The sequence below is a fragment of the Staphylococcus sp. HMSC036D05 genome (genome assembly GCF_001836225.1).
Lineage (GTDB): Bacteria > Bacillota > Bacilli > Staphylococcales > Staphylococcaceae > Staphylococcus > Staphylococcus caprae.
Map to the genome: position 1 here is coordinate 67,882 of NZ_KV827789.1, position 26,072 is coordinate 93,953.

The 26,072-nt window shown below is 32.7% G+C and carries 24 protein-coding genes, 1 tRNA gene and 1 pseudogene; 15 read left to right on the top strand and 11 right to left on the bottom strand.

Translation table 11 applies throughout. The features are described 5' to 3' along the window. Window positions 1-27 precede the first annotated feature (27 nt). Complete coding sequence (locus tag HMPREF2580_RS11455) at window positions 28-813, bottom strand: arylamine N-acetyltransferase family protein (protein WP_070833223.1); 786 nt, start codon at window positions 811-813, stop codon at window positions 28-30. A gap of 404 nt (window positions 814-1,217) precedes the next feature. On the opposite strand from HMPREF2580_RS11455, the gene lip reads away from it, so the two are divergent. Continuing rightward, complete coding sequence (gene lip, locus HMPREF2580_RS11460) at window positions 1,218-3,437, top strand: YSIRK-targeted triacylglycerol lipase (RefSeq protein WP_070833226.1); 2,220 nt, start codon at window positions 1,218-1,220, stop codon at window positions 3,435-3,437. A 203-nt stretch (window positions 3,438-3,640) separates the two neighbouring features. Here the strand turns inward: lip and icaC are convergent, their stop codons facing one another. From icaC to icaA, 4 genes are read right to left on the bottom strand one after another with little or no spacing between them, the layout of a single operon-like run. Continuing rightward, complete coding sequence (gene icaC / locus HMPREF2580_RS11465) at window positions 3,641-4,714, bottom strand: polysaccharide intercellular adhesin biosynthesis/export protein IcaC (RefSeq protein ID WP_002444727.1); 1,074 nt, start codon at window positions 4,712-4,714, stop codon at window positions 3,641-3,643. Continuing rightward, a complete protein-coding gene (gene icaB / locus HMPREF2580_RS11470) occupies window positions 4,701-5,570 on the bottom strand; it encodes an intercellular adhesin biosynthesis polysaccharide N-deacetylase (protein ID WP_070833229.1) in 870 nt (289 codons plus the stop codon). The genes icaC and icaB overlap by 14 nt, the downstream gene beginning before the upstream one ends. After that, window positions 5,567-5,872, bottom strand: coding sequence for an intracellular adhesion protein IcaD (icaD, locus tag HMPREF2580_RS11475; RefSeq protein WP_037541753.1), 306 nt, complete (start codon window positions 5,870-5,872; stop codon window positions 5,567-5,569). The genes icaB and icaD overlap by 4 nt, the downstream gene beginning before the upstream one ends. Then, a complete protein-coding gene (gene icaA, locus HMPREF2580_RS11480; protein ID WP_070833233.1) occupies window positions 5,836-7,071 on the bottom strand; it encodes a poly-beta-1,6 N-acetyl-D-glucosamine synthase IcaA in 1,236 nt (411 codons plus the stop codon). The genes icaD and icaA overlap by 37 nt, the downstream gene beginning before the upstream one ends. Window positions 7,072-7,236: 165 nt before the next feature. On the opposite strand from icaA, the gene HMPREF2580_RS11485 reads away from it, so the two are divergent. Together HMPREF2580_RS11485 and HMPREF2580_RS11490 are read left to right on the top strand one after the other, a co-directional pair. Beyond that, window positions 7,237-7,809 (top strand): TetR/AcrR family transcriptional regulator, encoded by a 573-nt coding sequence (locus HMPREF2580_RS11485; RefSeq protein WP_002444719.1) that lies wholly within the window; start codon window positions 7,237-7,239, stop codon window positions 7,807-7,809. Between the two features lie 522 nt (window positions 7,810-8,331). Next, window positions 8,332-8,976 carry a hypothetical protein gene (locus tag HMPREF2580_RS11490; RefSeq protein WP_070833236.1) on the top strand — a complete coding sequence of 215 codons (645 nt, stop codon included), beginning with the start codon at window positions 8,332-8,334 and terminating at the stop codon, window positions 8,974-8,976. A gap of 256 nt (window positions 8,977-9,232) precedes the next feature. On the opposite strand, the gene HMPREF2580_RS11495 is transcribed toward HMPREF2580_RS11490, so the two are convergent. Both HMPREF2580_RS11495 and HMPREF2580_RS12505 read right to left on the bottom strand, forming a co-directional pair. Then, a tRNA-Thr gene (locus tag HMPREF2580_RS11495) sits at window positions 9,233-9,321 on the bottom strand. Between the two features lie 99 nt (window positions 9,322-9,420). Continuing rightward, a complete protein-coding gene (locus tag HMPREF2580_RS12505) occupies window positions 9,421-9,552 on the bottom strand; it encodes a hypothetical protein (protein ID WP_256326457.1) in 132 nt (43 codons plus the stop codon). A 367-nt stretch (window positions 9,553-9,919) separates the two neighbouring features. On the opposite strand from HMPREF2580_RS12505, the gene HMPREF2580_RS11500 reads away from it, so the two are divergent. Next, window positions 9,920-11,089: an MFS transporter gene (locus HMPREF2580_RS11500; protein WP_070833238.1), complete on the top strand. Its 1,170-nt coding sequence runs from the start codon at window positions 9,920-9,922 to the stop codon at window positions 11,087-11,089. A 174-nt stretch (window positions 11,090-11,263) separates the two neighbouring features. Here HMPREF2580_RS11500 and HMPREF2580_RS11505 read toward each other — a convergent pair whose 3' ends face one another. The 3 genes from HMPREF2580_RS11505 to HMPREF2580_RS11515 all read right to left on the bottom strand — a co-directional run bounded on the left by HMPREF2580_RS11505 (window position 11,264) and on the right by HMPREF2580_RS11515 (window position 14,813). Beyond that, entirely contained in the window at window positions 11,264-11,641 is a 378-nt protein-coding gene (locus HMPREF2580_RS11505) for an iron chaperone (RefSeq protein ID WP_070833241.1), read from the bottom strand. Between the two features lie 10 nt (window positions 11,642-11,651). Beyond that, window positions 11,652-13,187 (bottom strand): bifunctional metallophosphatase/5'-nucleotidase, encoded by a 1,536-nt coding sequence (locus HMPREF2580_RS11510; RefSeq protein WP_070833244.1) that lies wholly within the window; start codon window positions 13,185-13,187, stop codon window positions 11,652-11,654. A gap of 72 nt (window positions 13,188-13,259) precedes the next feature. Then, window positions 13,260-14,813, bottom strand: coding sequence for a Gldg family protein (locus HMPREF2580_RS11515; RefSeq protein WP_070833247.1), 1,554 nt, complete (start codon window positions 14,811-14,813; stop codon window positions 13,260-13,262). 233 nt (window positions 14,814-15,046) lie between these two features. Here HMPREF2580_RS11515 and HMPREF2580_RS11520 point away from each other — a divergent pair, with 233 nt between their 5' ends. The 10 genes and pseudogenes from HMPREF2580_RS11520 to HMPREF2580_RS11560 all read left to right on the top strand — a co-directional run bounded on the left by HMPREF2580_RS11520 (window position 15,047) and on the right by HMPREF2580_RS11560 (window position 24,688). Then, window positions 15,047-16,000, top strand: coding sequence for a phosphate/phosphite/phosphonate ABC transporter substrate-binding protein (locus tag HMPREF2580_RS11520; RefSeq protein ID WP_070833250.1), 954 nt, complete (start codon window positions 15,047-15,049; stop codon window positions 15,998-16,000). 121 nt (window positions 16,001-16,121) lie between these two features. Continuing rightward, window positions 16,122-16,895 (top strand): phosphonate ABC transporter ATP-binding protein, encoded by a 774-nt coding sequence (phnC, locus tag HMPREF2580_RS11525; RefSeq protein WP_044466621.1) that lies wholly within the window; start codon window positions 16,122-16,124, stop codon window positions 16,893-16,895. A gap of 1 nt (window position 16,896) precedes the next feature. After that, entirely contained in the window at window positions 16,897-17,703 is an 807-nt protein-coding gene (gene phnE, locus HMPREF2580_RS11530) for a phosphonate ABC transporter, permease protein PhnE (protein ID WP_070833253.1), read from the top strand. Further along, window positions 17,700-18,509, top strand: a complete 810-nt coding sequence (gene phnE, locus HMPREF2580_RS11535) for a phosphonate ABC transporter, permease protein PhnE (protein WP_002444697.1) — start codon at window positions 17,700-17,702, stop codon at window positions 18,507-18,509. Before phnE (HMPREF2580_RS11530) ends, phnE (HMPREF2580_RS11535) begins: the two co-directional genes overlap by 4 nt. Window positions 18,510-18,719: 210 nt before the next feature. After that, complete coding sequence (locus HMPREF2580_RS11540) at window positions 18,720-19,370, top strand: SDR family oxidoreductase (RefSeq protein ID WP_044466619.1); 651 nt, start codon at window positions 18,720-18,722, stop codon at window positions 19,368-19,370. 834 nt (window positions 19,371-20,204) lie between these two features. Further along, window positions 20,205-21,119, top strand: a complete 915-nt coding sequence (locus HMPREF2580_RS11545) for a hypothetical protein (RefSeq protein ID WP_242317824.1) — start codon at window positions 20,205-20,207, stop codon at window positions 21,117-21,119. Between the two features lie 78 nt (window positions 21,120-21,197). Continuing rightward, window positions 21,198-21,329 (top strand): annotated as a pseudogene (locus tag HMPREF2580_RS12280) (hypothetical protein); the annotation flags it as partial. 75 nt (window positions 21,330-21,404) lie between these two features. Further along, window positions 21,405-22,913, top strand: coding sequence for an accessory Sec system glycosyltransferase GtfA (gene gtfA / locus HMPREF2580_RS11550; protein ID WP_070833260.1), 1,509 nt, complete (start codon window positions 21,405-21,407; stop codon window positions 22,911-22,913). Next, window positions 22,906-24,243, top strand: a complete 1,338-nt coding sequence (gene gtfB, locus HMPREF2580_RS11555; RefSeq protein WP_070833263.1) for an accessory Sec system glycosylation chaperone GtfB — start codon at window positions 22,906-22,908, stop codon at window positions 24,241-24,243. Before gtfA ends, gtfB begins: the two co-directional genes overlap by 8 nt. 97 nt (window positions 24,244-24,340) lie before the next feature. Continuing rightward, complete coding sequence (locus tag HMPREF2580_RS11560; protein WP_070833266.1) at window positions 24,341-24,688, top strand: hypothetical protein; 348 nt, start codon at window positions 24,341-24,343, stop codon at window positions 24,686-24,688. A gap of 145 nt (window positions 24,689-24,833) precedes the next feature. On the opposite strand, the gene HMPREF2580_RS11565 is transcribed toward HMPREF2580_RS11560, so the two are convergent. Beyond that, the gene (locus HMPREF2580_RS11565) at window positions 24,834-25,208 is read right to left on the bottom strand and encodes an LPXTG cell wall anchor domain-containing protein (RefSeq protein ID WP_070833269.1); all 375 of its coding nucleotides are present in this window, start codon (window positions 25,206-25,208) and stop codon (window positions 24,834-24,836) included. 313 nt (window positions 25,209-25,521) lie between these two features. Here HMPREF2580_RS11565 and HMPREF2580_RS11570 point away from each other — a divergent pair, with 313 nt between their 5' ends. Beyond that, the gene (locus HMPREF2580_RS11570) at window positions 25,522-26,001 is read left to right on the top strand and encodes a peptide-methionine (S)-S-oxide reductase (RefSeq protein ID WP_070833272.1); all 480 of its coding nucleotides are present in this window, start codon (window positions 25,522-25,524) and stop codon (window positions 25,999-26,001) included. The last annotated feature ends 71 nt before the right edge of the window (window positions 26,002-26,072 follow it).

The window sequence follows — 26,072 nt, forward strand, 5'->3', positions numbered from 1 at the left end:
AATACCCTTGGTTGTCTAAAGTAATGATTAGTCTTCAAGTCTATCAATTGTTTCGTCTAGATTAAAATATTTTTTTAGAAAATGTTTGTAATTGTGAGCTGTAACATCATATTTTTCTTTAGTATCTCCATAGCTCAACGTAAGTGTGCGATGTGTCATTGTAGCCCGACCAAATGTTTGTGGCTGTGTGACAAGTAATTGTTTTACAAAAATAGAGTTTGGATTACTTTGGTTATAAACAATTTTATCATCAAAATCATGAATGAATTGAGGTTTTAATAGTGCATGGTACAACGTAACCCATTCGTTGTTTTTAAGTTTTTGAACATGATAGTAGTCTTCTGTATCTAAAATTGCACGAAATTCTCCATTAATATCAGAGATAACAGTAGGTTGGGAAACATGAGTAATTGGAATTGCATGTAACGGTAAATCACCAAAACCTACATCCGTAACGTAATATATACCGTCTATTTTCGTATATAAAGACATATGTGAACCTTCTAGAGAACGGCCACCATCAGGGGTATGAATGGTAGCTGAAGCACGATGAACATCAAACCCTTTCTCCTCTAAGTATGTTCCAAATAGATGATTCATTTCATAACAGAATCCACCTCGATGATTTAGGACGATTTTTCTGAAAAGGTCTTCAATGTTAACAGAAATAGGAACTTGATTTTGAACACTAATATTTTCAAAGGGGACAGTCAGCATATAACGTTCCATCATATGATTAAGTGTTTCCACATTAAGGTTTTGATATTGAGATGTATTAATATTTAAATAATTTTCAAATTGCAAACAATTCATAATTTTCATCCTCTTTATATAGTGATATTTAGCTATATTCATTTTAAAATATATCTTCTAGCTTGTAATTCCATGAGAATTCTTTTATATAATTGGTCAATTTAATTGCATGTAATTATTGACAATTTTTCAATATTACAGTATGATATGTTTTAAATTTAATCGAAAAAGATAAGTGTTTTATATTTTATATGCAACTCAAGAGTATTGTATATACAAAAATTTTTTATATTAAATGTAAGCGTTTTCTTTTCGATAGAAAGGATGGTCATTATGGAAGCTATTAAAGCGATTTTTAGTAAGCTATTCGAGTTACTACCACGCGCAATTATTAATTTATTCATTTAATCATTTATAATTGCGAAGTTCATTTTTAAAAAATTAAATAAATAGAGGTGCTACTAATGGAGACAAGAAAAAACAAGTATAGTATTCGCAAGTTTAGTGTGGGGACATCATCAATCTTGATAGCAGCATTATTATTTATCGGGGGTAATTCAGCTCAGGCTGCCGAGGAAAATCACAATCAGGGAACTTCGGACAATGAGATATCACAATCTATTGGGGCAAATAAAGAAAATGTGAATGAGCATCAGACAACGAAAAATGAGGAAACTCAATCAACGTCTGAACAGCCGAATGTTAAAAATGATACGAATGATAAGACCAATCAACAAAATAGCTTACATAATGAAAATAACCAAACAGACGTACATCAAAACACTGACACTGAAGAAAGTGAAACATCTCAAAACCAAGCACAAGAACAGTCAGCAGGAAATCAAGAGCATCAACAAAGTGATTCAAAAGAAGATGTAAAACAACCTTCAACAACAGATGATGCACGTACAACTGGTCAAACGTCAACTGAAAATACTAAAGAGAAGACACAGAACCAAAATGCTAAAACAGAAGCTGAAGATGCAGCACCATTGAAAAAAGCAGAGCATCACGAATCAGCTGACAACCAAACTCAAACACCATCAAAAACTGAGAATAAATCAGATAATCAAGATAACCAAGTGAGTGAGTCTGAAACACAAGATAAACACCAGACAAAAGAAAACGCACAAAATAGCAAAGCTGAAGATGCGCAAACACTTACAAAAGAAAACACTGATGAAACAAAATCATCAAATGATACAGACGACACAGCGGCAGTGAAATCGCCTAAAGCGACATCTCAACAAGATAATCAACCAGATGCAGATAACCATCAAAAGGTGACAGCTCAAGATGACGCAATATCAGAAGCTACACTAGCTACAACAAAGGATAGTGACGAATCCAAATCTTTAACTGTTGGCGATAAGGCAAATCCAACTTCGAACAAAGATGATTCTTCTGATAAAGATAAAGACTCTAAAGACGGATTAGGTACACTGAAGAATAATGCCGTCGCTACAACTAATAAAAAATCCAAACAGCAAACAACACAACAAAATAAAGATCAAACAAATAAAAAGGCGAAACATAGCCAATATAAAAATCATGATCCAATTATCTTGGTTCACGGTTTCAATGGATTTACTGACGATATCAACCCTACGGTGCTATCACATTACTGGGGTGGCGATAAGATGAATATTCGTCAAGATTTAGAAGAGAATGGTTATGAAGCATATGAAGCAAGCATTAGTGCATTTAGCAGTAACTATGACCGTGCTGTAGAACTTTACTATTATATTAAAGGCGGAAGAGTAGACTATGGTGCAGCACATGCCGCAAGATATGGTCACAAACGTTACGGTAAAACATACGAAGGTGTCTACAAAGACTGGAAACCAGGTCAGAAAGTACATCTTGTAGGACATAGTATGGGCGGACAAACAATTCGCCAACTAGAAGAATTGTTAAGACATGGTAACCGTGAAGAAGTAGAATACCAAAAAGAACATGGGGGCACGATTTCACCTTTATATAAAGGGAACAACGACAATATGGTATCTTCCATCACGACGTTAGCTTCACCGCATAATGGTACACACGCTTCAGATGAACTAGGTAACGAAGCCTTAGTACGCCAAGTGGTATTCGATGTAGGTAAAGCATTCGGTAGAAAAAATTCACGTGTAGACTTTGGCTTAGCGCAATGGGGTCTTAAACAAAAACCAAATGAATCATACATCGATTACGCGAAAAGAGTTCAAAATTCTAAATTATGGAAATCTCAAGATAATGGTTTCTATGATCTTACACGTGATGGTGCCACAGATCTGAATCGTAAAACATCATTAAATCCTAATATCGTTTATAAAACATATACAGGTGAATCAACGCATGCATCATTATTCGGTAGACAAAAAGCAGATTACAATCTATTCTTCCCATTCACGATAACTGCCAATGTAATTGGTAAAGCGACTGAAAAAGAGTGGAGAGAAAACGACGGTCTAGTATCGGTGATTTCAGCACAACATCCATTCAATCAAAAATATGTAAAAGCAACAGATAAAAATCAAAAAGGTGTGTGGCAAGTCACACCAGTCAAACATGATTGGGACCATGTCGACTTTGTTGGACAAGACAGTTCAGATACAGTACGCACAAGAGAAGAACTACAACAATTTTGGCACAACCTCGCAGATGATTTAGTTCAAAGTGAACAATTAACTTCAAATTAATAAATAAGTCATTGAGAGTTGATAAGTAAAATCTATAAAGTGAAAGGGGTGAAATCCAATGTCAGGTACATTATTCCAATTAATCGGTTCATTCTTTAGAGTATTGAAAGTATTATTCTCATAAAAAGTAATCCACCACAAACCCAAAGCGCCACCCGCAGAGATCCGTCAATTTTATCTCTGCGGGTGGCGCTTTTCCAACATTAGTGTGATTTCCAACTAGGTTGATAATGATTAAACTGTAGCTTATACGGCTGTTTGCCAATAACGAACCTAAAAATATAAAATTCTCTCAATATCATACCAACACCAATGCAAATGCCGAGAATCATCAGCAAGGAAACGGCTAAGAAGACAACCGTGTTATCCTCAAAGATATTGGTATAAGCAAATAGCGAATCCAAAATAATTGGATGTAGCAAATAAATAAAGAATGAAAATGCACTAATCATCTGAACCGTGTTAAGTAACATGGTTTTAAAGTGTGCGCAAATACCTACAAGTACAAAGAACATCACACTGTTATAAAGCGTGAGTGAATACGTAAAACTGGTTACATTCCAATAATCGTCCCCAGATATAGCAATAAATAGTACATATGAACCCAATGCTAACATAATCATGATGACGAGATATTTTTCTAAGAATGATAGCACGCGTTCATAGTTGTACCCGATATAGCCACCTAAAAAGAAATAGAAAATCCATCCAAGTATCATCGTATTCTCACTTAATGGATAATAATGTTTTACAAATCCATGAAAAGCATCGCTATGATTAAAATAATATAAAAATGCTTGTTGTATGACAAAGGCTAGCAATAATAAAAGCTTACTATTAAAAAGTTTATAATTAATCTTATAAATTACGTACGATAAAATGAAGAATTGCATGATAATAATGATGAAATAACCATACCATTGTCCCAAAATCACATTTTCAATAAATTGCTTTTTGAAAGACGAAGCGGTTAACAATGATTCACTATAACTATAAAATAGTCCCACTAATATATAAGGAATAAAGATATACTTAAAGCGAGAAAATAAATATTGCACGCTAACAGATTTATAATTTAATGTAGTTAACAACTGTGATAAAACGATAAAACTAGGTGTCCCAAATATGACTATATTTCTTATATAAAATTGCAGAATAAGTGAACTTCCTGAAAGATGTTCATGTTCTAAAGTGATTTGTGTTAATAAATGCGTGACAATAATAATGATACATATAAAAGTACGTAAGTATACTAATTCAAGTCTATTTTTCTTCATTGAAACCGTCCCATTTCTTAATTAAAGTTTCGAATGCATCGTTACTTACTAGAATACGAGGTATTTTGTAATTATTTACATTTGGAGTGACAGCTCTTTCACTTAATGTAAATCCGTATTTCATACCTGCATCTTTAGAGGCTTGAATTTTACTATTGTTGATTAGACCATAAGGGTAAGCGATGGCATGTTGATTTTTGCCAAATTTAGAATTTAACACATCTTCACTATCTTCAATATCCTTAGTAGCAGCAGGATTAGATGCTTCTAGAAACTTTGACTTATTTCCTTTCTTTAACGAATGTAGATTATTCGTGTGTGTTTCGAAATCCCAAAGGCCTGTACGATACATTTCTGATAATTGAGACTGAGTCATCATATCTAAATTATGGAAGTTTTGTTGACCAATATGTCCAGTAATCACAAATCCAGTTGCTGGAATTTTATATTTTTTTAATATTGGGAATGCATTTTGATAAATAGTTTGATCCATATCATCGAAATTAATCCACACACTACGTTTTGGAAACTTACCTTTCTTTTTATACTTCAGAAACTCTTTTAAAGTAAGGAACTTTGCATCATGTGCCTTCAGCCATTTGATTTGTGACTCAAATTCTTTATCCGTCACACTATAATTCTTAATTTCCTTACTACTTGAAAATAAAGTTATAAAATCATTCAAGGGGTCATTTTTTCTAACTCTGTGATAGTTTAACGCTAAAGCGCTATTCTTGTGATACTTTAACTTCTTGTTGTCTTCATCAGCTTTTGCATTATGATGAAAGATTGGTGTTACATTCGTCATTACTAACATCATAATTAAGCTAATCAAGATAAATTTGAAAGGTTTCATGCTTCACGACCTTTCTTAATTTTTTGAAAAATCATACTAAAAGTAAAGAATATGAAAATAATGATTGAGAAAATCAGCATCAATTCAAATATCTTATAAATTTCTACGTTCTCCACATTGAGTGCAATACGTATCGTAATCACACTTTCAACTTGTGAATTGATAAGCGTCCCTATATATACAATCATGACAACGACACAATAAATCCAAAATGCGCAAGATATCGCGATGAATAAGCTCTCCCTAACTAAATTCAAAGACGATTTTACCGTTGGATATTTCCTCTGTCTGGGCTTGACCATGTAGCATAGCCACCTTTCTTTCTTTTTAATGCTTTAGGAAATGCGAAAATGACAACGGCGGCGTTGATAATCCAATAAACTGTTGGATACCAACTCACAAAAATTAAACCAACTATATTTTTCTTTTCGTAGCGACTGTCTATAAATAAAGCAACTGTAAACTGAATGATGTTGATAAATGTCATCGTAAATGATGAAAGGAAAAAAATTGAAAAGCTATATTTCAAATATGTGTAATCTAAAAAGTTAGCAGTCATCAACAAAAATGCCAGGTATAGCAGAATGATATAAACCCAAGTGATAGAGATGATTTGTTCAAACATGAGGATATAAAGTGACAATTTCTTAGATTTCATCGTTGCCCAAAAATCTCTAAGAAGTACTTCATGTCCACCTTGAGCCCATCTCACACGTTGTTTCCATAGACCACCAACTGTTTCAGGTACAAGCATCCAACATAATGCGCGTGGTTCATATAAGATATGAAACCCCGCTAGGTGTAATTTCCACGATACTGCTATATCTTCGGTAATCATATCAGTATCCCAATAGCCGACTTCTTTCAGCGCGCTTTTCTTAAATAATGTAAACACACCTGAAATTGTGTTAATCGCGCCAGCCAGTGATTGACTGCGTTTAATACATCCGATTAAGCTCGCATATTCTATCGTTTGTATCTTGCCTAAAATAGAACTCTTGTTGCGAATACGTGGGTTACCGGTGACAGCACCTAGTTTAGGGTTTTTCTTGAAGTTGTCCATCATATAATACGGGGCATCTTGATCCACAATCGTATCTGCATCTAAGCACATCACGTAGTCAAATGAAGCTTGCTTCACACCTTCGTTTAAAGCATTTGCTTTACCTCTATTAACTTGTAAATCCACAAACTTAAAGTCGTGATGTTTCTTCATATCATAAATAATGTCAGCAGTATTATCAGAACTGCCATCATTGATGATAATAATTTCCTTTTTTGCGTAATTAAGTGACAGGACATTCGATAGCGTATCTCTTACAGTTTCACTTTCGTTGTAACATGCTAGTAAGAAAGTGATGCCTTCAATTTGTTCATTGTTGTTGACTATATCTCGCTTATTAAAGGGCGATTCTTTAGTGAAAAAGTAATAAATTGAACCTACTATCCAGTAAATTGACATGAAAATAGGGTAAAAAAGCAAAAAGTTAAAAAATTGCATTTTATTTACCTACCTTTCGTTAGTTAGGTTGCATCGAATATATTAATCGAAAGTATTTCAATTTGCAATAGAATGTTGTTATACTTGAAAAGTAATATTTGTAATTTTAACTTAATTTTTCTGTAATATAACGATTAAAAATTAAATAAGGGGGAGATTTTAGAATTGAAGAATAAGATTATTGATAATGCAATAACCTTATTTTCTGAAAAGGGATATTACGGTACTACACTTGATGATATTGCTAAAAGTGTAAACATCAAAAAAGCAAGTTTATATTATCATTACAGCAATAAAGAAGAGATTTATCGTAAAAGTGTAGAAAACTGTTTTAACTACTTTAAAACGTTTATACTCGAAAACAACAGTGATTCTAACTACTCAATTGATGGGCTTTACCAGTTTTTATTTGAATTTATATTTGATATCGATGAAAGGTATATCAGGTTATATGTCCAATTATCCAGTGCACCAGACGAGTTAACACCAGAGATTCACAATCATCTCAAAGAAGTCAATGAAGTGCTAGATAGTGAAATTATAAGATATTATGATCCCTCCGAAATGTCTATGGGTAAAGAAGATTTTCAAAATTTGATACTCCTTTTTTTAGAGAGTTGGTATTTGCGAGCATCCTTTTCACAGAAATTCGGGGTTATTGAAGAAAATAAGAATTGCTATAAAGACCAAGTATATTCTTTATTAAATGTGTTTGTAAAAAATAATTTTGGTAACTAGTGTGTAATAAATTTCTTGTTTTTACATGAAATTGCATTGCATATTTTTTTGAAATCAAAAAATAGTTGACAACATTTATGAAAATTGAGATTCTTAAAGTATAGCTTATAAAATTTGAATTTTATGCAATTTCTTAGAAAAGTGAATAATTCAAATGTAATAAGAATTATTCATAAAAATGATTTACTTATGTATATAATTTTTGGCAGATGCTAAAATTAACAATAATTAAAAATGATAGCTTGATCATAATTGTTAAATTCACTTATACAATTGTTGATAGCCTTTCAACATGAGAGATAGTTACTAATTAAATAGATATATATAATATTTTTAGCACCTACAATGTGTTCGTTGTAGGTGCTTTTTATTATATTATGGGAAAATTATATTTAATAAGTGTTATTTAATTTAAAGAATGTAAAATGACAGTAAAAATTCTGTAATATAAATGAAATAATTAAAAGTTTATGATAACGTAAAAGTTGTAAGATTTAAACTTTTGAAAGGGGTTACAGTAAAATGAAGAAAGTTACTTTATTAAGTAGTGCAGTATTAGCAGGTACGATTGCTTTATCAGGCGTAACAGGAGTCGCAAATGCGAGTGAATATCATCACGGCAATACAGCTACGTATAAAGAAAAAGTTGAATCATTAACAAAATTAAAAAAATATGGGGCTATCAGTAATAAAGAATTTAAAACTAAAATGGGATATTTAAAAGAATTTGATAAACACGGACGTACAGATATGGGAGCAAGACCATATGCAGGTATAGCGCCAAGAGGTATGACTTCAAAGCAATATTCTGAATTAGAATATAATGTAGGCAATGCTAACGAAATGCCTGATTCAGTATTCAACAAAAGAGTAGATAAAGAAACACAAAAAATCGCCAATAAATATGGTAATACAATCTACGCACCACAAAAAACATATAAACCACATTCAACTCAAACTCATCAAGGAAATCGTCCATATGCAGGTATACCACCAAAAGGAATGACAGAAGCACAATACGCTGAATTAGAGAAAAATGTCGGGGACACATCTAAAATGTCTAAAAAAGCATTTGAGAAAAAAGTAGATAAAGAAACACAAAAAATTGCAGACAAATATAATACTACAATTTATGCGCCACAAAAAACGTTCAAACCACATAAATAATTGGAAGTAAAAGCATTCAATAAATAAAACTTAATTTAGTTAGCGTAACCATAGCGTATGATATTCAAGAAGATTCCTTTACATTGCTTCTTAATAAGATACGTTATGGTTTTTTGATATTTATAAAATTGAAAAATGAAAGGTCAAAATTACTTATATATAATAGAAGAAACGCGTTCAATTTACCTTTTCAAAAATAGAATTGAACACAAAAAAGGCAAGTTCTCGTAATAAGAACTTGCCTTAAAATAATTAGCGGAGGGAGAAGGATTTGAACCAACGCGAGCAAAAGCTCCTACCAATCACGAATGATTGGCCTCTTAAGCCAGACTTGAGTATCCCTCCAAAATCAGAACATTAATTATTATAGAACGCACAAAGTATTTTGTAAAGAGAAAGTATCATTTTCTTTAAATTTATGTAAATTCCATTCTCATACATCTATCAAATCCAATGTTTAATCAATCTAACCACACCGATGATACTATAAAATATAACATCAAAAATGGTGTCCCAAATATACCACAGCCAACAATTTTTACGTTTTTTCTGTTCTTTTTTATTCTCAGAACTCATTATAAGCCTCCAATGATTACAATTCTATAAATAAATATAACAATTGATCAAAGTCTTCTCAAAAACTTACGTTAAATTTCATTATGTTAGGGAAGAGAAAAATAAAATGCCATCTTAGTTATCAAAGTGGCACATTTTTATGATTATACATATTTCTGTACAAATCCTGATAATTTTAAAATGACCTTTATATTGCGTCATCAAAAATTGTCTTAATATTATTATTATGAAAATAAAATGAAAGCTTACGCTCACTACTTTTAAATACTACAATAAATTTCAATTTACCTCTTCACAAGCGTTATGATTTTTTATAATATATCACTCATGTTGATTTTTTTAAAATAGAAAAAGGGAGTGAGCAATAATGAGAGAAAACAAAATGATGTTCATCGTATTTATGTTAGGAACATTTACTGTTGGTATGGCAGAATATGTAGTCACAGGTTTGCTAACACAAATAGCTAGTGATATGAAAGTTTCAATTTCAAGCGCTGGTTTATTAATTAGTGTTTATGCAATTAGTGTCGCTGTCATCGGACCATTTATGAGAATATTTACTTTAAAAGTACATGGTCATCGATTATTACCTATTTTAGTAGCCATATTCATTATAAGTAATTTAGTAGGAATGTTAGCACCTAATTTCAACGTATTATTATTATCAAGATTAATGTCAGCAGCAATGCACGCACCATTCTTTGGCGTATGTATGAGCGTAGCAGCTGCAGTTGCTCCTCCCGCAAAGAAACCACAAGCGATTGCATTAGTACAAGCTGGTCTAACCATTGCTGTCATGATAGGTGTACCATTCGGATCATTCCTTGGTGGATTTGCCAATTGGAGAACTGTATTTGGTGTCATGATTGGCTTAGCTGTGATTACAATGCTAGGAATGATTAAATTTGTTCCAAAAGTTTCATTAAGCGCTGAAGCTAATATTGCTAATGAATTAAAAGTATTTAAAAATCCACATATTCTTATCGTTATTTCTATTATAGTATTTGGATATTCAGGCGTGTTCACTACGTATACATTTATGGAACCGATGATTCGAGATTTTTCACCATATAAAGTGGTAGGTCTTACAGTATGTCTATTTATGTTCGGATTAGGTGGGGTAATTGGAAATTTAGTCACAGGAAGTATTCCAGAACAAAAATTAACAAAGAATCTTTATCTCACATTTTTACTTTTATTCGTTACAATTATTCTGTTTGTAACAGTTGTTCATTACGCGGTTTTAGCATTAATCATATGTTTTATGTTCGGTTTCGGAACATTTGGCACAACGCCATTGCTCAACAGCAAGATTATACTAAGTGCACACGAAGCACCTTTACTTGCCAGTACTTTAGCTGCGTCAGTGTTTAACGTGGCAAACTTCTTAGGTGCCATAATCGGTTCTATACTGCTATCTATTGGCTTACCTTATATTCAAATTACATTTATTTCTGGTGGGATTATCATATTAGGTATCATTCTTAACTTTGTTAATCATCTTTATGAAAGAAAGCACATCACATTTAGTAATTAAATAAATCATCATTCTGAAATAAGAATGTTTCTCGGAAAATGTAAATTTAAAACTAAAAATTGCATTGATATAAATTGAGCTCCTTAAATGAAAGTTTTTAAAACAATCATTCGAGGAGCTCTTATAGTATGATTCACGTTCAAATATAAATATTTTGAACCATGTATATAACAATTATTTATGATCTCTCCAGAACTTAGAATAATTTTCTTTTTCCTTCATATTCAATGTAATCATTTCTTCAATTAGAGGATAATCAATTTCTTGATCCCATTTAATTCTTAATAAATTATCTGTTTGTGTATAACCAGCATCAGCGACACGTTGTTTAAAATGTTTTAAACAAGCAGCCTCTGGCATAATAGAAAAATGCTGTTTCGCTTTACTAAATGCGATAATAAATGTGTCATTGTAAGTATACATAGGTTGATTCCATTTAACCACACGCTTCAATTCGGGAAAACGTGAATCAATCCACTCAAATAAGCCTTCCATTTTTTCACGATGGTCTGCAACTTCAATATCTTTTAAAAATGCTGTGAATTCTGACATGATATCTCCTTTATTTTACGACTTCAAAATTAACAACTTGAGGAATGTGACTTAAGTCATTATTAGATAAATAGTTGATTAATAACTGAGCCCCATCAATTTGAATATCTTTAACTACTGTTTTATCTACATACATATCATAATTACCCCCACCAACCGCACGATAATTATTCACACAAATTGTATATGTTTTATTTTCATCCAAGGGTTGTCCATTTATACTCAATTCGTTCACACGTTCTCCATAAGGGCGGCTCACATTAATTGTATAATGAATTCCTGCAAATATATCATAATTGAAATGCTGAGGTTTAGGCTCAAGGAAGTCTGCGCTCACACTTATTTTATTATCATGTAAATCAAAATAAGAGGCTGAACGTTCAATAGCTTGTTTAATATCATTACCACTCAGTTCAAGTACTTTGAATGTATTTGGAAAAGGATAGTTATTGATGATATCTCTCATAGTGATATCTGTATCAAATCCCTTAGCAGAATCAAATAGGGCAGTACATGCGATATCAGCCCCGCTATTTTCAAGTAAAATGTAGTTTAGTAAATTGATGAACGGATGAGGCTTAACTCTAGCTTCAAAAGCATTCTCAACACGCATCGAAGTAGGCAAAGTCGCCACTTTTTCATCTAACCAATTTTCTAAATGTGTACGTAGTTTTAAATCTTGGGGTTCAATTTCAAAGTTAGAATCATCTTCAACATTTAATAAAGTACATGATTCAACTTGCATATCATTTTGACTTTCAATATTTAAAACAATTTTTCCGACTTTAGTGCCTCGTGTACCAGGTTGTATTACTGCTGTTTGGTTTTGAATCATAGCGATGTCACGGTGTTGGTGGCCTGTGATTAATACATCAATGTCGCTACTGAATAAACGTAAAATTTCTGAGGCTTCATTTTCACCAGTTTGAGCTTCAGTCGGTTCTTCAGTTTCTAAATCTCGTTCGAACCCACCATGGTAACTTACAACAACGATATCACTATGCTTTCGTAATTCTGGTAAATGCTTTTTTAAGGTTTCAACAGCACTTTCAAACGTTAAAGATTTAATGTATTCAGGCTGTTCCCAGTGAGGGATAAATTGTGTTGTTAAACCAATGACGCCAATGGTTACATCATTTTGATGTAAATAGGTAATTCCTTGGCCTGTAAAAGGTTTTCCATTTTCAAAAATGTTAGCACATAAAATGGGATAATCAAGTCGTTGAATCGTATCTTTTAAATAACTTAAGCCATAATTAAATTCATGGTTACCAATTGTTCCGAAACTAAATCCTAGTCGGTTATAAATATCAGTTAATGGACGACTCGATTTTAGTTCAGAAACTAAATAATTGCACAGAGGGGAGCCTTGTAAAAAATCTCCATTTTCAACTTTTATCGTGCCATCATAGTGCGTGCTGTCTTGTTCAATGAGATGATTCGCTTTTAATAAACCCATAGGTAACTCATTATGTCGATCTGAAAAATCAGTTGGAAAGATAAATCCGTGTACATCACTTACTACATAAAATGCTAATTGAGACATCTGCCTAAACCTCCATAAAAAAGACATTGATACACCCATATTGTACCAATGCCCCTTAAAATATTACATATATTAATTAATATCACTTGTCTTTAATACTTTCTTACCTTGTTTGATTCTAATATGTGCATCTTTAATATCTTCTGAGACTTTAGCGGTTAATGTCAATGTAGCTTCACCATGATGATCAGTCTTCACAGATTGTTTCTCACTATAACCTGGACTACTAAATTGTGAATCATTAGTAGAGAAGCTACCTATTTGTTTACCACCATCTTTATAAATTCCAACTGATAAGTCATCAATCGTGCTATTTGCAGGATAACCTTTAAGTTTTATCTTAACTTGGAACGGATGATTAGGTTCAATGTCCTTTGGCAAAAGAAACTGAGCATCGCCCACTTTTTCATTATCAGATCCATGATTGTTATTACCGTTATCATTGTTATCAGAACCACTTTGTGTGCTACCATAACTGCCCGGCTTAAATGTTGAACGGTCGTACCATTTGTAACCTTTCTCAGGCTGAGACCAAGGTTCTTTTTGAGGTTCTGTAGAATTTTCTGGCTTTTCAAAGTTTAATAGAGGTGTTTTACTATCAAGTTTAACACCTGTCTCTTTCATAGATGAATGACTATCAGTTTTACCCATCCATGTCGTTAAATTTTTTAAAAGTGTGCCATTATCTTGTTCTTCAAAACCATCATATGTCTTTTTCGATTTACCATTATCTTCACGTTGATACTTAGGAGAACTATCTTCTACAAGTGATGTATCACCGATAAATGCTGCTTTCCCTTTACCTACTTTTGAAATAGCTACGTACGGACCTTCTTTAATACCTCCGCCATTATAGATACCTTGATCAACAGCATGGGACCATTTCTGATTATTAGACAAGTTATCAGGAAGATAGACAATTCCTTTAGCTTTATCTGGATTGGTAATTGCTAGAGTTGAACCTGAATGCATAGAAACGGAATGAACGTTTTCTGTAATACCAAAGCTATCTTTATTAGATACAATGTTTTTTGTATTCAAATCACCTAATGCGTTGTATCTAAAGCGTACGCCGAAGTTGTCAGATAGCCAGTCAGAACTTTTAACCCCTTGCATCGCTTTAGAGTTTTTCTCACCGTTATCCATATCTTTTGTCATATCTTGATAAGCACCACGACGATACCCATTCATCGATTCAGAAGAATCAATACGATTTAAATTTCTATCAGCATTGTAATGGTCTGAGATGAAAATGACACTACCTCCACGTTTAACAAAATTGACGATGGCTTGTTGTTCTTTTTCTTTAAATGGATTATTCGCTTCCGGAATAACTAAAATATGAGTATTTTTAAGCGTGCTATCACTAATATTTGCTTCACCATCTAATTCTTTTACATTATAGCCTTGTTGTTTCATTGAATCAGCATAATCTGAGAATGCTCCATCAATGACCCAATCAGCTGCACCAGCTGTTTGTTCATGAGAATTATCAAATAGTACATTTTGATTACTTTGATTTGAAGTTGAAGAAGAGGATTGTGTCGTTGCTTGTGCTGAGTGAATCGATGTTACTGAAATGACAGTTGCTAATACAGTAGAACCTAGTATTTTAAATATTTTCATCTCTATCATTGACTCCTCACTATAATTTATACTTTTTAAAATTATAGTATATAAACTTAAAGTACTGTATGACCTTAACGATTTCTTTACAAACTCTTATTGTTTATTATAAAAAATTTATAAATTTAATTGAAATTAAATACTCATTACTTATTAGATATGCTAATCTATAATTATAGGTTCAAAAATATACATATTACACCATTATAAATGTGAAGGGGACAGTTATTATAATGAAGAATTTGAAATTTTTAGTAGTACTTGTTTTATCGGTAGTTATTTTCGCGGCAGCCTGTGGGAACTCTAGCTCGTTAGACAATAATAAGAAAAGTTCAGATAGTAAATCTAGTTCAGACGGTTATAAACCAAAGGAATTAACAGTTCAATTCGTACCATCTCAAAATGCGGATAAATTAGAAGCAAAGGCGAAACCATTAGAAAAGTTATTATCTGACAAATTAGGTATCCCAGTAAAAGTATCAGTTTCAACAAACTACAATACAATTGTAGAAGCAATGAAATCTAAAAAAGTTGACGTAGGTTTCTTACCACCAACTGCTTATACATTAGCGCATGACCAAAAAGCAGCAGACTTATTACTTCAAGCACAACGTTTTGGTGTAAATAATGACGGTTCACCAAATAAAAAATTAGTCGATGATTATAAATCTGAAATCTTAGTTAAGAAAGATTCAAAAATTAAGAGCTTAAAAGATTTAAAAGGTAAAAAAATCGCACTTCAAGATGTAACTTCTACAGCAGGATACACATTCCCAATAGCTACACTTAAAAAAGAGACAGGTATCAATGCAACTAAAGATATGAAAATTGTAAACGTGAAAGGACACGATCAAGCAGTTATATCTCTATTAAACGGAGACGTTGATGCAGCAGCAGTATTCCAAGATGCACGTACGATAGTTAAAAAAGACCAACCAAACGTGTTCAAAGATACTAAAATTTTAAAACTTACTGAACCAATTCCAAACGATACAATTTCAGTACGTCCTGATATGGATAAGAAATTCCAAGAAAAACTTAAAAAAGCTTTCAAAGAAATCGCTAAATCTAAAAAAGGTCACAAAATCATCAGTGAAGTGTATTCACATGAAGGATATACAGATACAAAGGATTCTAACTTCGATATCGTAAGAAAATATGAAAAAGAAGTTCAAGACATGAAATAAAACAATTAAACGATAAGATGAATTGAATCAAAAACAGAAAAGCTAGGAGACTGAATGTAAAGATTGATTAATCGATTGTTCAGACTTCTTAGCTTTTCTTTTTAAAAGAAGGGTGTATGTTATGAGTCAAATTGAATTCAAGAATGTGAGCAAGGTATATCCAAATGGACATGTGGGATTAAAAGATATCAATTTAAATATTGAAAAGGGTGACTTCGCAGTAATTGTTGGGTTGTCAGGTGCAGGTAAATCAACATTATTGAGATCAGTCAATCGTTTGCATGATATTACTTCTGGTGACATTACGATTGAAGGGCAATCGATTACGAAAGCGCGTGGTAAAAAGTTATTAGAAATGCGACGTAATATTGGGATGATTTTTCAGCATTTCAATCTTGTTAAACGTTCTACCGTCTTAAGAAATGTATTAAGTGGAAGAGTAGGTTATCATCCGACATGGAAAATGGTTCTCGGTCTATTTCCTAAAGAAGATAAAATTAAAGCCATGAATGCATTAGAACGTGTAAATATTCTAGATAAATACGACCAACGTTCAGATCAACTTTCTGGTGGGCAACAACAACGTATTTCTATAGCACGTGCATTATGCCAAGAATCGGAAATTATCTTGGCCGATGAACCAGTGGCGTCATTAGATCCATTGACAACGAAACAAGTTATGGATGATTTAAAGAAAATTAACGAAGAATTAGGCATTACAATCTTAATTAATTTACACTTTGTAGATTTAGCACGAGAATATGGATCTAGAATTATCGGTTTAAGAGCCGGTGAACTCGTTTACGATGGACCAGCACATGAAGCGGATGAAGAAGTGTTCAATCATATTTACGGTCGTGCAATTAATGACGATGAAAAGTTAGGAGTGGAGTAATATGGCTACACCTACATCATCTACAAATAAATATGATCAATATTTAAATAAAAAGATGTCCCTTAAAACAAGCTTTTCAATCATATTAATTATTGCTTTGATTATTTGGAGTTTTATTTATACGGGGTTTAGTATAGGTGACTTAATGGTAGGTATTCCGCAAATTGGTTCATTCTTTGGCCAAATGGTGCCACCAGACTGGAGTTATCTTGACCAGATTACTAAACCGATGTTAGATACGATTCGAATGGCAATTGTAGGTACGTTTCTTGGGAGTATTGTATCTATACCAGTAGCGTTGTTATGTGCGAGTAATATTGTTCAAACAAAGTGGATTGCTATTCCAGCTCGTTTTATTCTGAATATCGTCCGTACAATACCAGACCTTCTCTTAGCAGCAGTATTCGTTGCTGTATTTGGTATTGGACAAATTCCAGGGGTATTAGCATTATTTATTCTCACTATCTGTATTATTGGAAAGCTATTATATGAATCTCTAGAAACAATCGACCCAGGTCCAATGGAGGCGATGACAGCTGTTGGTGCCAACAAAATAAAATGGATTGTATTTGGCGTTGTTCCTCAAGCAATTTCTTCATTTATGTCATATGTTTTATTTGCCTTTGAAATTAACATTCGTGCATCAGCTGTTTTAGGTTTAGTTGGTGCTGGAGGTATCGGATTATTCTATGATCAAACTTTAGGATTATTCCAATATAAGAAAACAGCAATGATTATTTTATTCACACTTGTCATCGTTGTCATTATCGACTTTGTGAGTTCGAAAGTGAGGGAGAAATTAGCATGAATGAACAAAAGTTTGAATTGAATTCAAAACGACATCGTCAAAAAATGATAAAGAATTGGATGATTGCTGTTGTAGTTGCGATTATCATTATTTGGGCCTTTGCGGGTATGCCTGCACTCGAACTAAAAAGTAAATCCATTGAAATACTAAAGTCAATTTTTTATGGTCTATTTCACCCAGATTTAGGTTATATATACATACCTGCAGGTGAGGACTTATTAAGAGGTTTATTAGAAACATTTGCTATAGCTGTCATCGGTACTTTTATTGCTTCTATTATATGTATTCCATTTGCATTTTTAGGAGCAAGAAATATGGTTAAATTAAGACCAGTTACCGGGACAAGCAAATTTATCTTAAGTATTATCAGAGTTTTCCCAGAAATTGTGATGGCACTTATTTTTATTAAAGCTGTTGGACCAGGTTCTTTTTCAGGTGTATTAGCACTAGGGATTCATTCAGTAGGAATGTTAGGAAAATTATTTGTAGAAGATATTGAAAGTTTAGATTTTAGTGCCGTAGAATCATTAAAAGCAAGTGGTGCTAATAAAACTAAAACATTGATATTTGCTGTGATTCCACAAATTCTTCCGTCGTTTATATCATTGATTCTTTATCGTTTTGAGTTAAATTTACGTTCTGCCTCTATCTTAGGTTTAATTGGTGCTGGAGGTATAGGAACGCCACTAATCTTCGCGTTACAAACACGTTCATGGGATCGTGTAGGCATTATTCTAATAGGATTAGTGCTTATGGTGGCAATTGTTGACCTTATTTCCGGGGCAATACGTAAACGTATCGTGTGATTATCTATTTTAATGAGTATACTTACCGTCTTAAATGTTTAAAATTAGAGTTTTTAAATAGAAAGACTCACTTTTAAGACGTCTGGTATACTCTTTTTTTACTTTTCGGGAAAACAACACACCTATAAGGTATATAAGCATATGAGTTGAGTTGCATTGATTTAAGCGTTAATATGCATGTGCATACAAAATAAGGAAGGGGTTATATCAATGAACGTTTTAGTTATCGGCTCAAATGGAGCAGTTGGTAGAAAAGTGATTTCTCAATTAAAAGATACTGATCATTCTTCAGTAGCTCTAGTACGTAAAGAAGAACAAGTTAATGAACTTAAAGACTTAGGCGCAGATAAAGTAGTTGTTCAAGATTTAGAGGACGATTTCTCAAATGCATTTGAAGGCGTAGATAGCGTCATCTTTACAGCAGGCTCAGGTGGTAGCACTGGCGCAGATAAAACGTTGCTAGTTGATTTATTGGGTGCTAAAAAAGCCGTAGATTTCGCATTAAATCATAATGTGAAAAAGTTTGTTCAATTAAGTGCAACAGACAGTATTGAACCTGAAAAAGAATCAGATGTGATGAGACCTTACGCAGTTGCAAAACATTTTTCAGATCTTTACATTGAAAATTCAGGATTAAATTACACAATCGTTCATCCAGGCCCACTTCAAGATGATGAAGGAACTGGCAAAATTGAAGCTGAATTAAAAATTAACGGAGACCCAAATAGTTATACAATTCCACGTGAAGATGTTGCAACGGTATTAATTGAATCACTTCAAGAACCTTCAGTAGAAGGAAAAGACATTTTTATTCAATCAGGTCAAACTGAGATAAAAGATGCTTTGAAAAATATTAAATAAATGATATACAGTTCAGAGGCTGAGACATAATTAAATGTTTCAGCCTTCTTTAACATATTGGCAGTAGATGTCTGAATTAAAAGTGCGCTTATATCAAGCTTCTTTCAATCCTAGCCATCCTTGCCGGCGGGGCCCCAACATAGAGAATTTCTTTTTAAGAAATTCTGCAAACAATGAAAGTTGGGAGAGGGACAACGAAAATAATTTTGATAAATTATATTTCTGTCCCTCTCCCTGCTTTTTTATAGAAGATGGCTGGAATTGCTAAAAATATATGTGCCACAAACATTTCATGCTATAATTACAAAACATAATAAACTAATAAAATAACAATAGAAATAAATAGGTGAGTAGGCATAGTAGGCTTATCATTTCACACCTCAAGCGAGTCTTTCTAAAGACGCAGTAGAATTAACAGCAAGATGATTTGGAGAAGTATAAATGAAACAATTTTTGAAAATGAACAAACAGACCATCAGAGAAAATACACTAATTAGTCTCATTTTCATAATGAGTATATGCAATAAATGGACGCTCTTTTTAGCAATATTATTATCACTCATACTACTCAAAAGAGGCGTAATCGGCGTAATTCAACTTATATATCTATACATGATAAGAACTTTAATGAATTCGACTTTTGATCTTGGAGAAAGTACTGTTTTTATCACATATATGCAATACATTTTAATATATGTGATAGGAATATTTTTCCTTATTAGATATATTAAGAAATGGACGCGAAGTTATATTATGTTTAACTTTGCTTTTTCGTCAATGAATTTAATGTTGATTTATATTTTGATAAGTCTTGTTGTCTCGGACTATCCAATGATGTCTGTAATTAAAATTATTAATTACTTTATTCCTTTAACGATTATCGTACTATTAATATGTTTAATTAAAGATATTGAAGAACTTGTAATATGGACGGCACAACAAGTAAAGTTGCTAATTATCTTTTCCTTGTTACCCATCGTATTGAAGCCAACAAATTATTTCATTAAGGGTGAGTCATTTCATGGCTTTTTGAGTGATTACAAAACCTTTGCGGTAGTTCTTTTAATGGGGTTATTGATTCTTATCCTCTATATCCTGCGGGAATATGAAATAAATTTATTAAATTTCTTTGTTGTATTAATTGCAATAATTGAACTTTATTTAACAGATTCTAAACTAGCATGGGTAACGCTGATGATAAGTCTCTTAATTATTTTATTACTTTTAAATTTAAAAAAGCGCTATAAATACCCGATGATTTTGGGAATTCTAATGCTAGCTATAACAAGCATTTTTCATCCTTTAGTTCACTCCTTAATGGTAAACTTCATTTTTAAAGGGAATTCAATAGAAAATGTACTTATGCCTAAAGATAACCAAATCAAAAATATTCAATATGCTTTTGAAACTCATCCATTTTTAGGTAGTGGGTTCGGAATACCTATGCATCATGCGAATGGTTATCTAAAAAATTTAAACATTGAAGCGGGAAATATCATTTTTGAAGTTATTATTTTTACAGGTATGATTGGACTGACTTGCTATGTGATTTACATATTGAAAGTGATTCTTTTAGCTAGAAAACCTTTTAGAGTGACGATTGTATTGTTTATAGCAACGTTACTTGTTAATTGTGTAGAAATAATCATGTTCAAGTCTTTAAATGCCGGAGCCTTATGCTACATTCTGTGGGGGATTTATTTGAAAGATGGAATTCAAGATGAAAAATATAACTTCAAGACGATATAAATAAGAAAATATTAAGAATGAAAATACATAAACAACAGCCGGGAAGCACTTATCCAATTTTTAATGAAATAGTTTAAACAACAACTTAAAGCAAGCGTCAATAATCGACAAAATGGTCAGAGAAACGTCATATTTGAATATCATAAAGTGGCTTTAGAAACATATGAATTGATGACAAAGGACGTTAAAAGAAAAATGATTAGAAATTGATGCTTAAGTATTCTAACATTTGATAAATTTGATGATATGGTCATCCATTTTCCATAAATAAAGAGGTGTAAAGGCATGACAATTTATAACATTAACTTTGGCATTGGTTGGGCAAGTAGTGGCGTGGAATATGCACAAGCTTATCGAGCTAAATTGCTTCGCCAACTTCATTATCCAATAAAATTTGTCTTTCTAGACTTTATTCAATCTGAAAATATCCAAACACTAACAAGCAATATGGGTTTTAAAGATGACGAAGTAATTTGGTTATATCAATATTTTACAGACATAAAAATTGCACCAACTACTTATACTGTTAATGATTTAATTTCAGAATTAGGTAATGATGTTTCGCGTCACGAGAGGAAAGGGAAAGTTTTAAGGCTTTATTTAAACAATGACCAAACTTTCGTGACGTGTTATTTAAAAAATCCAGAAGAAAACTATGTTGATCGTGCTGAATTTGTCGTTAATGGCATGTTGATTCGTAAAGATTTTTATAGTTACGTTCGTACATTTTCAGAATACTATGCCCCTTTTGAGAAGAGAGCGAAACTTTATATGCGCCAGTTTTATAATGAAGATGGCTCGATTGTATATAACGAATATATCGACGATGATGCGCATGTATATGTGTTTGACGATGCACGTTTATATAGTAAAGAAGAATTCATCGCATATTTTATTCGAAAACTTCATTTATCTCATAACGATATTGTGATTATTGATCGTTCAACAGATGTTGGTCAGGCTATTTTGCAAAATAAGGGCAACAGTAAGGTAGGGATTGTGGTTCATGCAGAACACTACAGTAAAAATTCCACCGACAACTCCCATATTTTATGGAATAACTATTATGAGTATCAATTTGAAAACGCGAGACATATTGATTTCTTCATCACAGCTACAGACTTACAGAATAAAATTTTAACTCAACAGTTTAGAACGTACACACATGATGTTCCTCGCATTAGAACTATACCAGTGGGCAGTCTGCATACCTTAATGTATCCACAACATCCTAGATTGCCTTATTCAATCATGACGGCTTCACGGTTGGCGAGTGAAAAGCATGTGGATTGGATTGCAAAGGCAGTGATTAGGGCGAAATCACGTGTACCACATCTTCGTTTTGATATTTATGGTGAAGGTTCGGAAAGAAACAAAATTGAAAAGATAATCGAAGAATATGAAGCGCAGGATTATATACGTTTGAAAGGTCATACAAATCTGCAAGAGATCTACCATCAGTATGAATTATTCGTTTCAGCATCACAAAGTGAAGGGTTTGGGCTTACATTAATGGAAGCGGTTGGCTCAGGACTTGGGATGATTGGCTTTGATGTGAATTATGGATGTCCTACGTTTATTCGACATAATGAAAACGGCTATCTTATACCGATCGATTTAGACTATGAAACAATCGATGAAGTCATCAATCGAATGGCTGATAAGATTGTTCAATTTTTTGAAAATGGCCCAAAACAGCCGCACGAGATTTCATATAACATTGCAGAACCTTTCAAGACATCACATATTGTAGAACATTGGAGACAATTGATAGAAGAGGTGCTACATGATTAATTTATTTGAAAACTATGATAACAAGACACGTGAATTACATGGCTCTCTTAAACTTGCAGGATATAATCATTTTACAATTGTGATGAATGACGATGGCTTTTTACCTGATGAAGTCACTTCACCGTATCAATATTTTGCGGCTTATCAAGTATATGAAGATGACAAGCCGGCCTTTTTCAACGATGTGGTCACGCCTGATTTCTGGGAAATTAAAGGTGACGGCACAATGGCCAAAATTATCGATATGGGTGAGTTAAGAGGAAAGATTTTCTATAGAAAGAACTTCAAAACGCGTGTGGTCAGCTTCGTTGAATGGTTAGATAAAAAACAACGTTTGCGTTCAGTCGATCATTATAATAAAGAAGGTTTTAAATTTGCAGAAACTGTCTATGATTTAGCTGGAACACCGATTTTAAAAAAATATATGAATCGAGAAGGTAAAGAAGTGATTTATGAAAACTTCGTTACCAAAGATTTTGTCGTGGATTATCAAGGAAAATCATATTTCTTCGCATCTAAAAGGGAGTTCATCAAGTTTTATCTTCAAGAGATTCATATTGATTTAGACCAAGTCATATTTAATAGCTTATCTACACCATTTTTAGCACTCTATGATTTACCAACGAAGGGTAAAGGTATTTTATTCTGGCAAGAACATTCTAGGAATCATGTCCCGGGAAATATGAGGTTAATATTTAACAATAATACCGAAAGACAGTTCAGTGTTATTATTCCTGAAAAGGATGAATATGAAAATATCATAGGTCATTTAAGTGAGGAAGAACGTAGATATGTTCATGCTTCGGGATACTTGTATCATAAGGAAAAAGATAATCAATATTCTAACAATATACTTACGCTGACGAATTCTGATCAAATCCCGCATTTAGAATATTTAGTAACCAAACATACGGATTATCAGTTCCATATTGCTGCAATTACTGAAATGTCTTCACGACTAATGGATTTAGGTGACTACCCAAATGTCAAACTTTATCCTGCAATTAAACAAAATATGGTAAATCAGTTATATGAATACTGTGATATTTATTTAGACATCAATGAAGGTGGAGAAATTTTGAATGCTGTTAGAAAAGCATTTGATCATCATATGTTAATTCTTGGGTATACTGAGACGGCGCATCATTTTAATGTAACGTCTCCTGACAATCAATGTTCGGTACAAGACGTTGAACAATTAAGTCAAATGCTTAAAGAAATAGATGAAAATAAAGACAGATTTAGCGAAAGATTAAATTTACAGCAAGTGCATGCGAATGAAATTTCTAAAGTAAACTTCAAATCAGTATTAGAAGAAGCGTTAAATTAAGTGATTTTATGCTGCGTAACTTACAATGTTGTAATTATGAGTGATATAACTTAAATTGAGCACAATGATGTGTTTAGATATAACTGAGGTGAAAAAAATGGAAAACTTTGATGAAAGATATAACGAAAAAGCAAATAATATTTTAGGAGCTTTAAGTTATTTAAGCGTCTTTTTTGCACCGGTGTTATTTCCACTTATCGTCTGGATTGTAGCTAAACGCCCAGCTTCAACTTATTCAAGAAATGCATTGTTCAACCATATATTTACATGGGTTTTTACTGCGATAGGCTTTTTCAGTATAATGGTTGTCCCTACATTATTTGACAATGCACATGCTGGTCTAGGTATCACGATAGGTCTCATAGCTGCAGCGATTTTCTTTATTTGGGCTATTGTTCTGTTCTTAACAAATATTGTCAAAGGAATTAAGTTATTGATTATATAATGATTTAAGAGAGTTGGAGCTTTTGTTCTAACTCTCTTTTTTATAGAACTTAACAAGAAATGTGGCTAAAGAAACAAGCTTTTGGGACGCCGTTAATCGGTTTTCCAGAGCATAAAATACAAAGTTCCCAACCTCTTAATCATTTCTATTGTTTATTCGTAGAAGTCTTTTTATAAATGAATATAATTAAACCAAGGATAAGAGCGATAATTCCAGCCATAAAGGGAGAGTGAGACACGCTTTTACCTGTATCAGGAAGTGTCATCATTGATGCCGGTTGAGTAACATGCGTTGTTCTAGACTTAGAAGAATTTAAGTTATGTTCACCATTATGATTAAACGTAGAAGCATTTACAGCACGATGTGTTACTTCATCATTCATTGGTGTTTGATTAAAATGGCCCACCACTAGGTCATGATTGCTAGTTGAAGCCAATACTGAATGATTATACATAAAAAATATAGATGCCATCATTATCGCCATCGTACTAATAAAGAATTTGATAAATTTATGAGTCAAACCCATCTCTCCTTAACATGAAAATCTGAACATCAGAGAAATATTTTAAAAGTCTCCCAAGAAGTATTACTTTTAAAGCAAAACTTACAAACAATCAATCTTCTCTATGCATAAGTTGAAGATACCATATGCTATAAATAAACTCCTGTGTATGAGATATCAAATCCATGACAATGTTGTCACTTGTTACATACATACAATAAGGAATATAATCTGGCATGATAGTTTTAATAAACAGTGAATCATATGATAAAAAACGTTTGTTATTTGATTCTAGCTCTAGGTGTTACAATATTCAAAAGAGGTGATAACGTTGGAAATTGTTTATCTTGCAGGCGGTTGTTTGTGGGGGACGCAAGCATTTTTCAAAACGATACCTGGCGTTGTGATGACGGAAGCAGGTAGAGCGAATGGTACTACAAATCATTTGGAAGAACCGTATGATGGATATGCTGAATGTGTAAAAGTAGAATTCAATCCACAACAAGTTACTATAAAAGATTTGATGGGGTACTTATTCGAAATCATTGATCCATATAGTTTGAATCGTCAAGGACCAGATAGAGGAGAAAAGTATCGAACTGGAATATATAGTAAAGATCAAACGCATCTCGACGAAGCACAAGCATTTATCAACGATAGAAATGATGCGCACCGTATTATGGTAGAAGTAAAGTCATTAACGAATTACGTTAGAAGCGCTGAAGAACATCAAGATCATCTTTATAAACACCCTGAAGATCAGTATCTTTGTCATGTTTCTGAATCACTTTTAAATAAATATAAAAAGTAAATTTAACCCTCGTTGCAGTTTCAAGATTATTTAAAATACACAAATAGACATGAAAATTTCTTTAAATCACA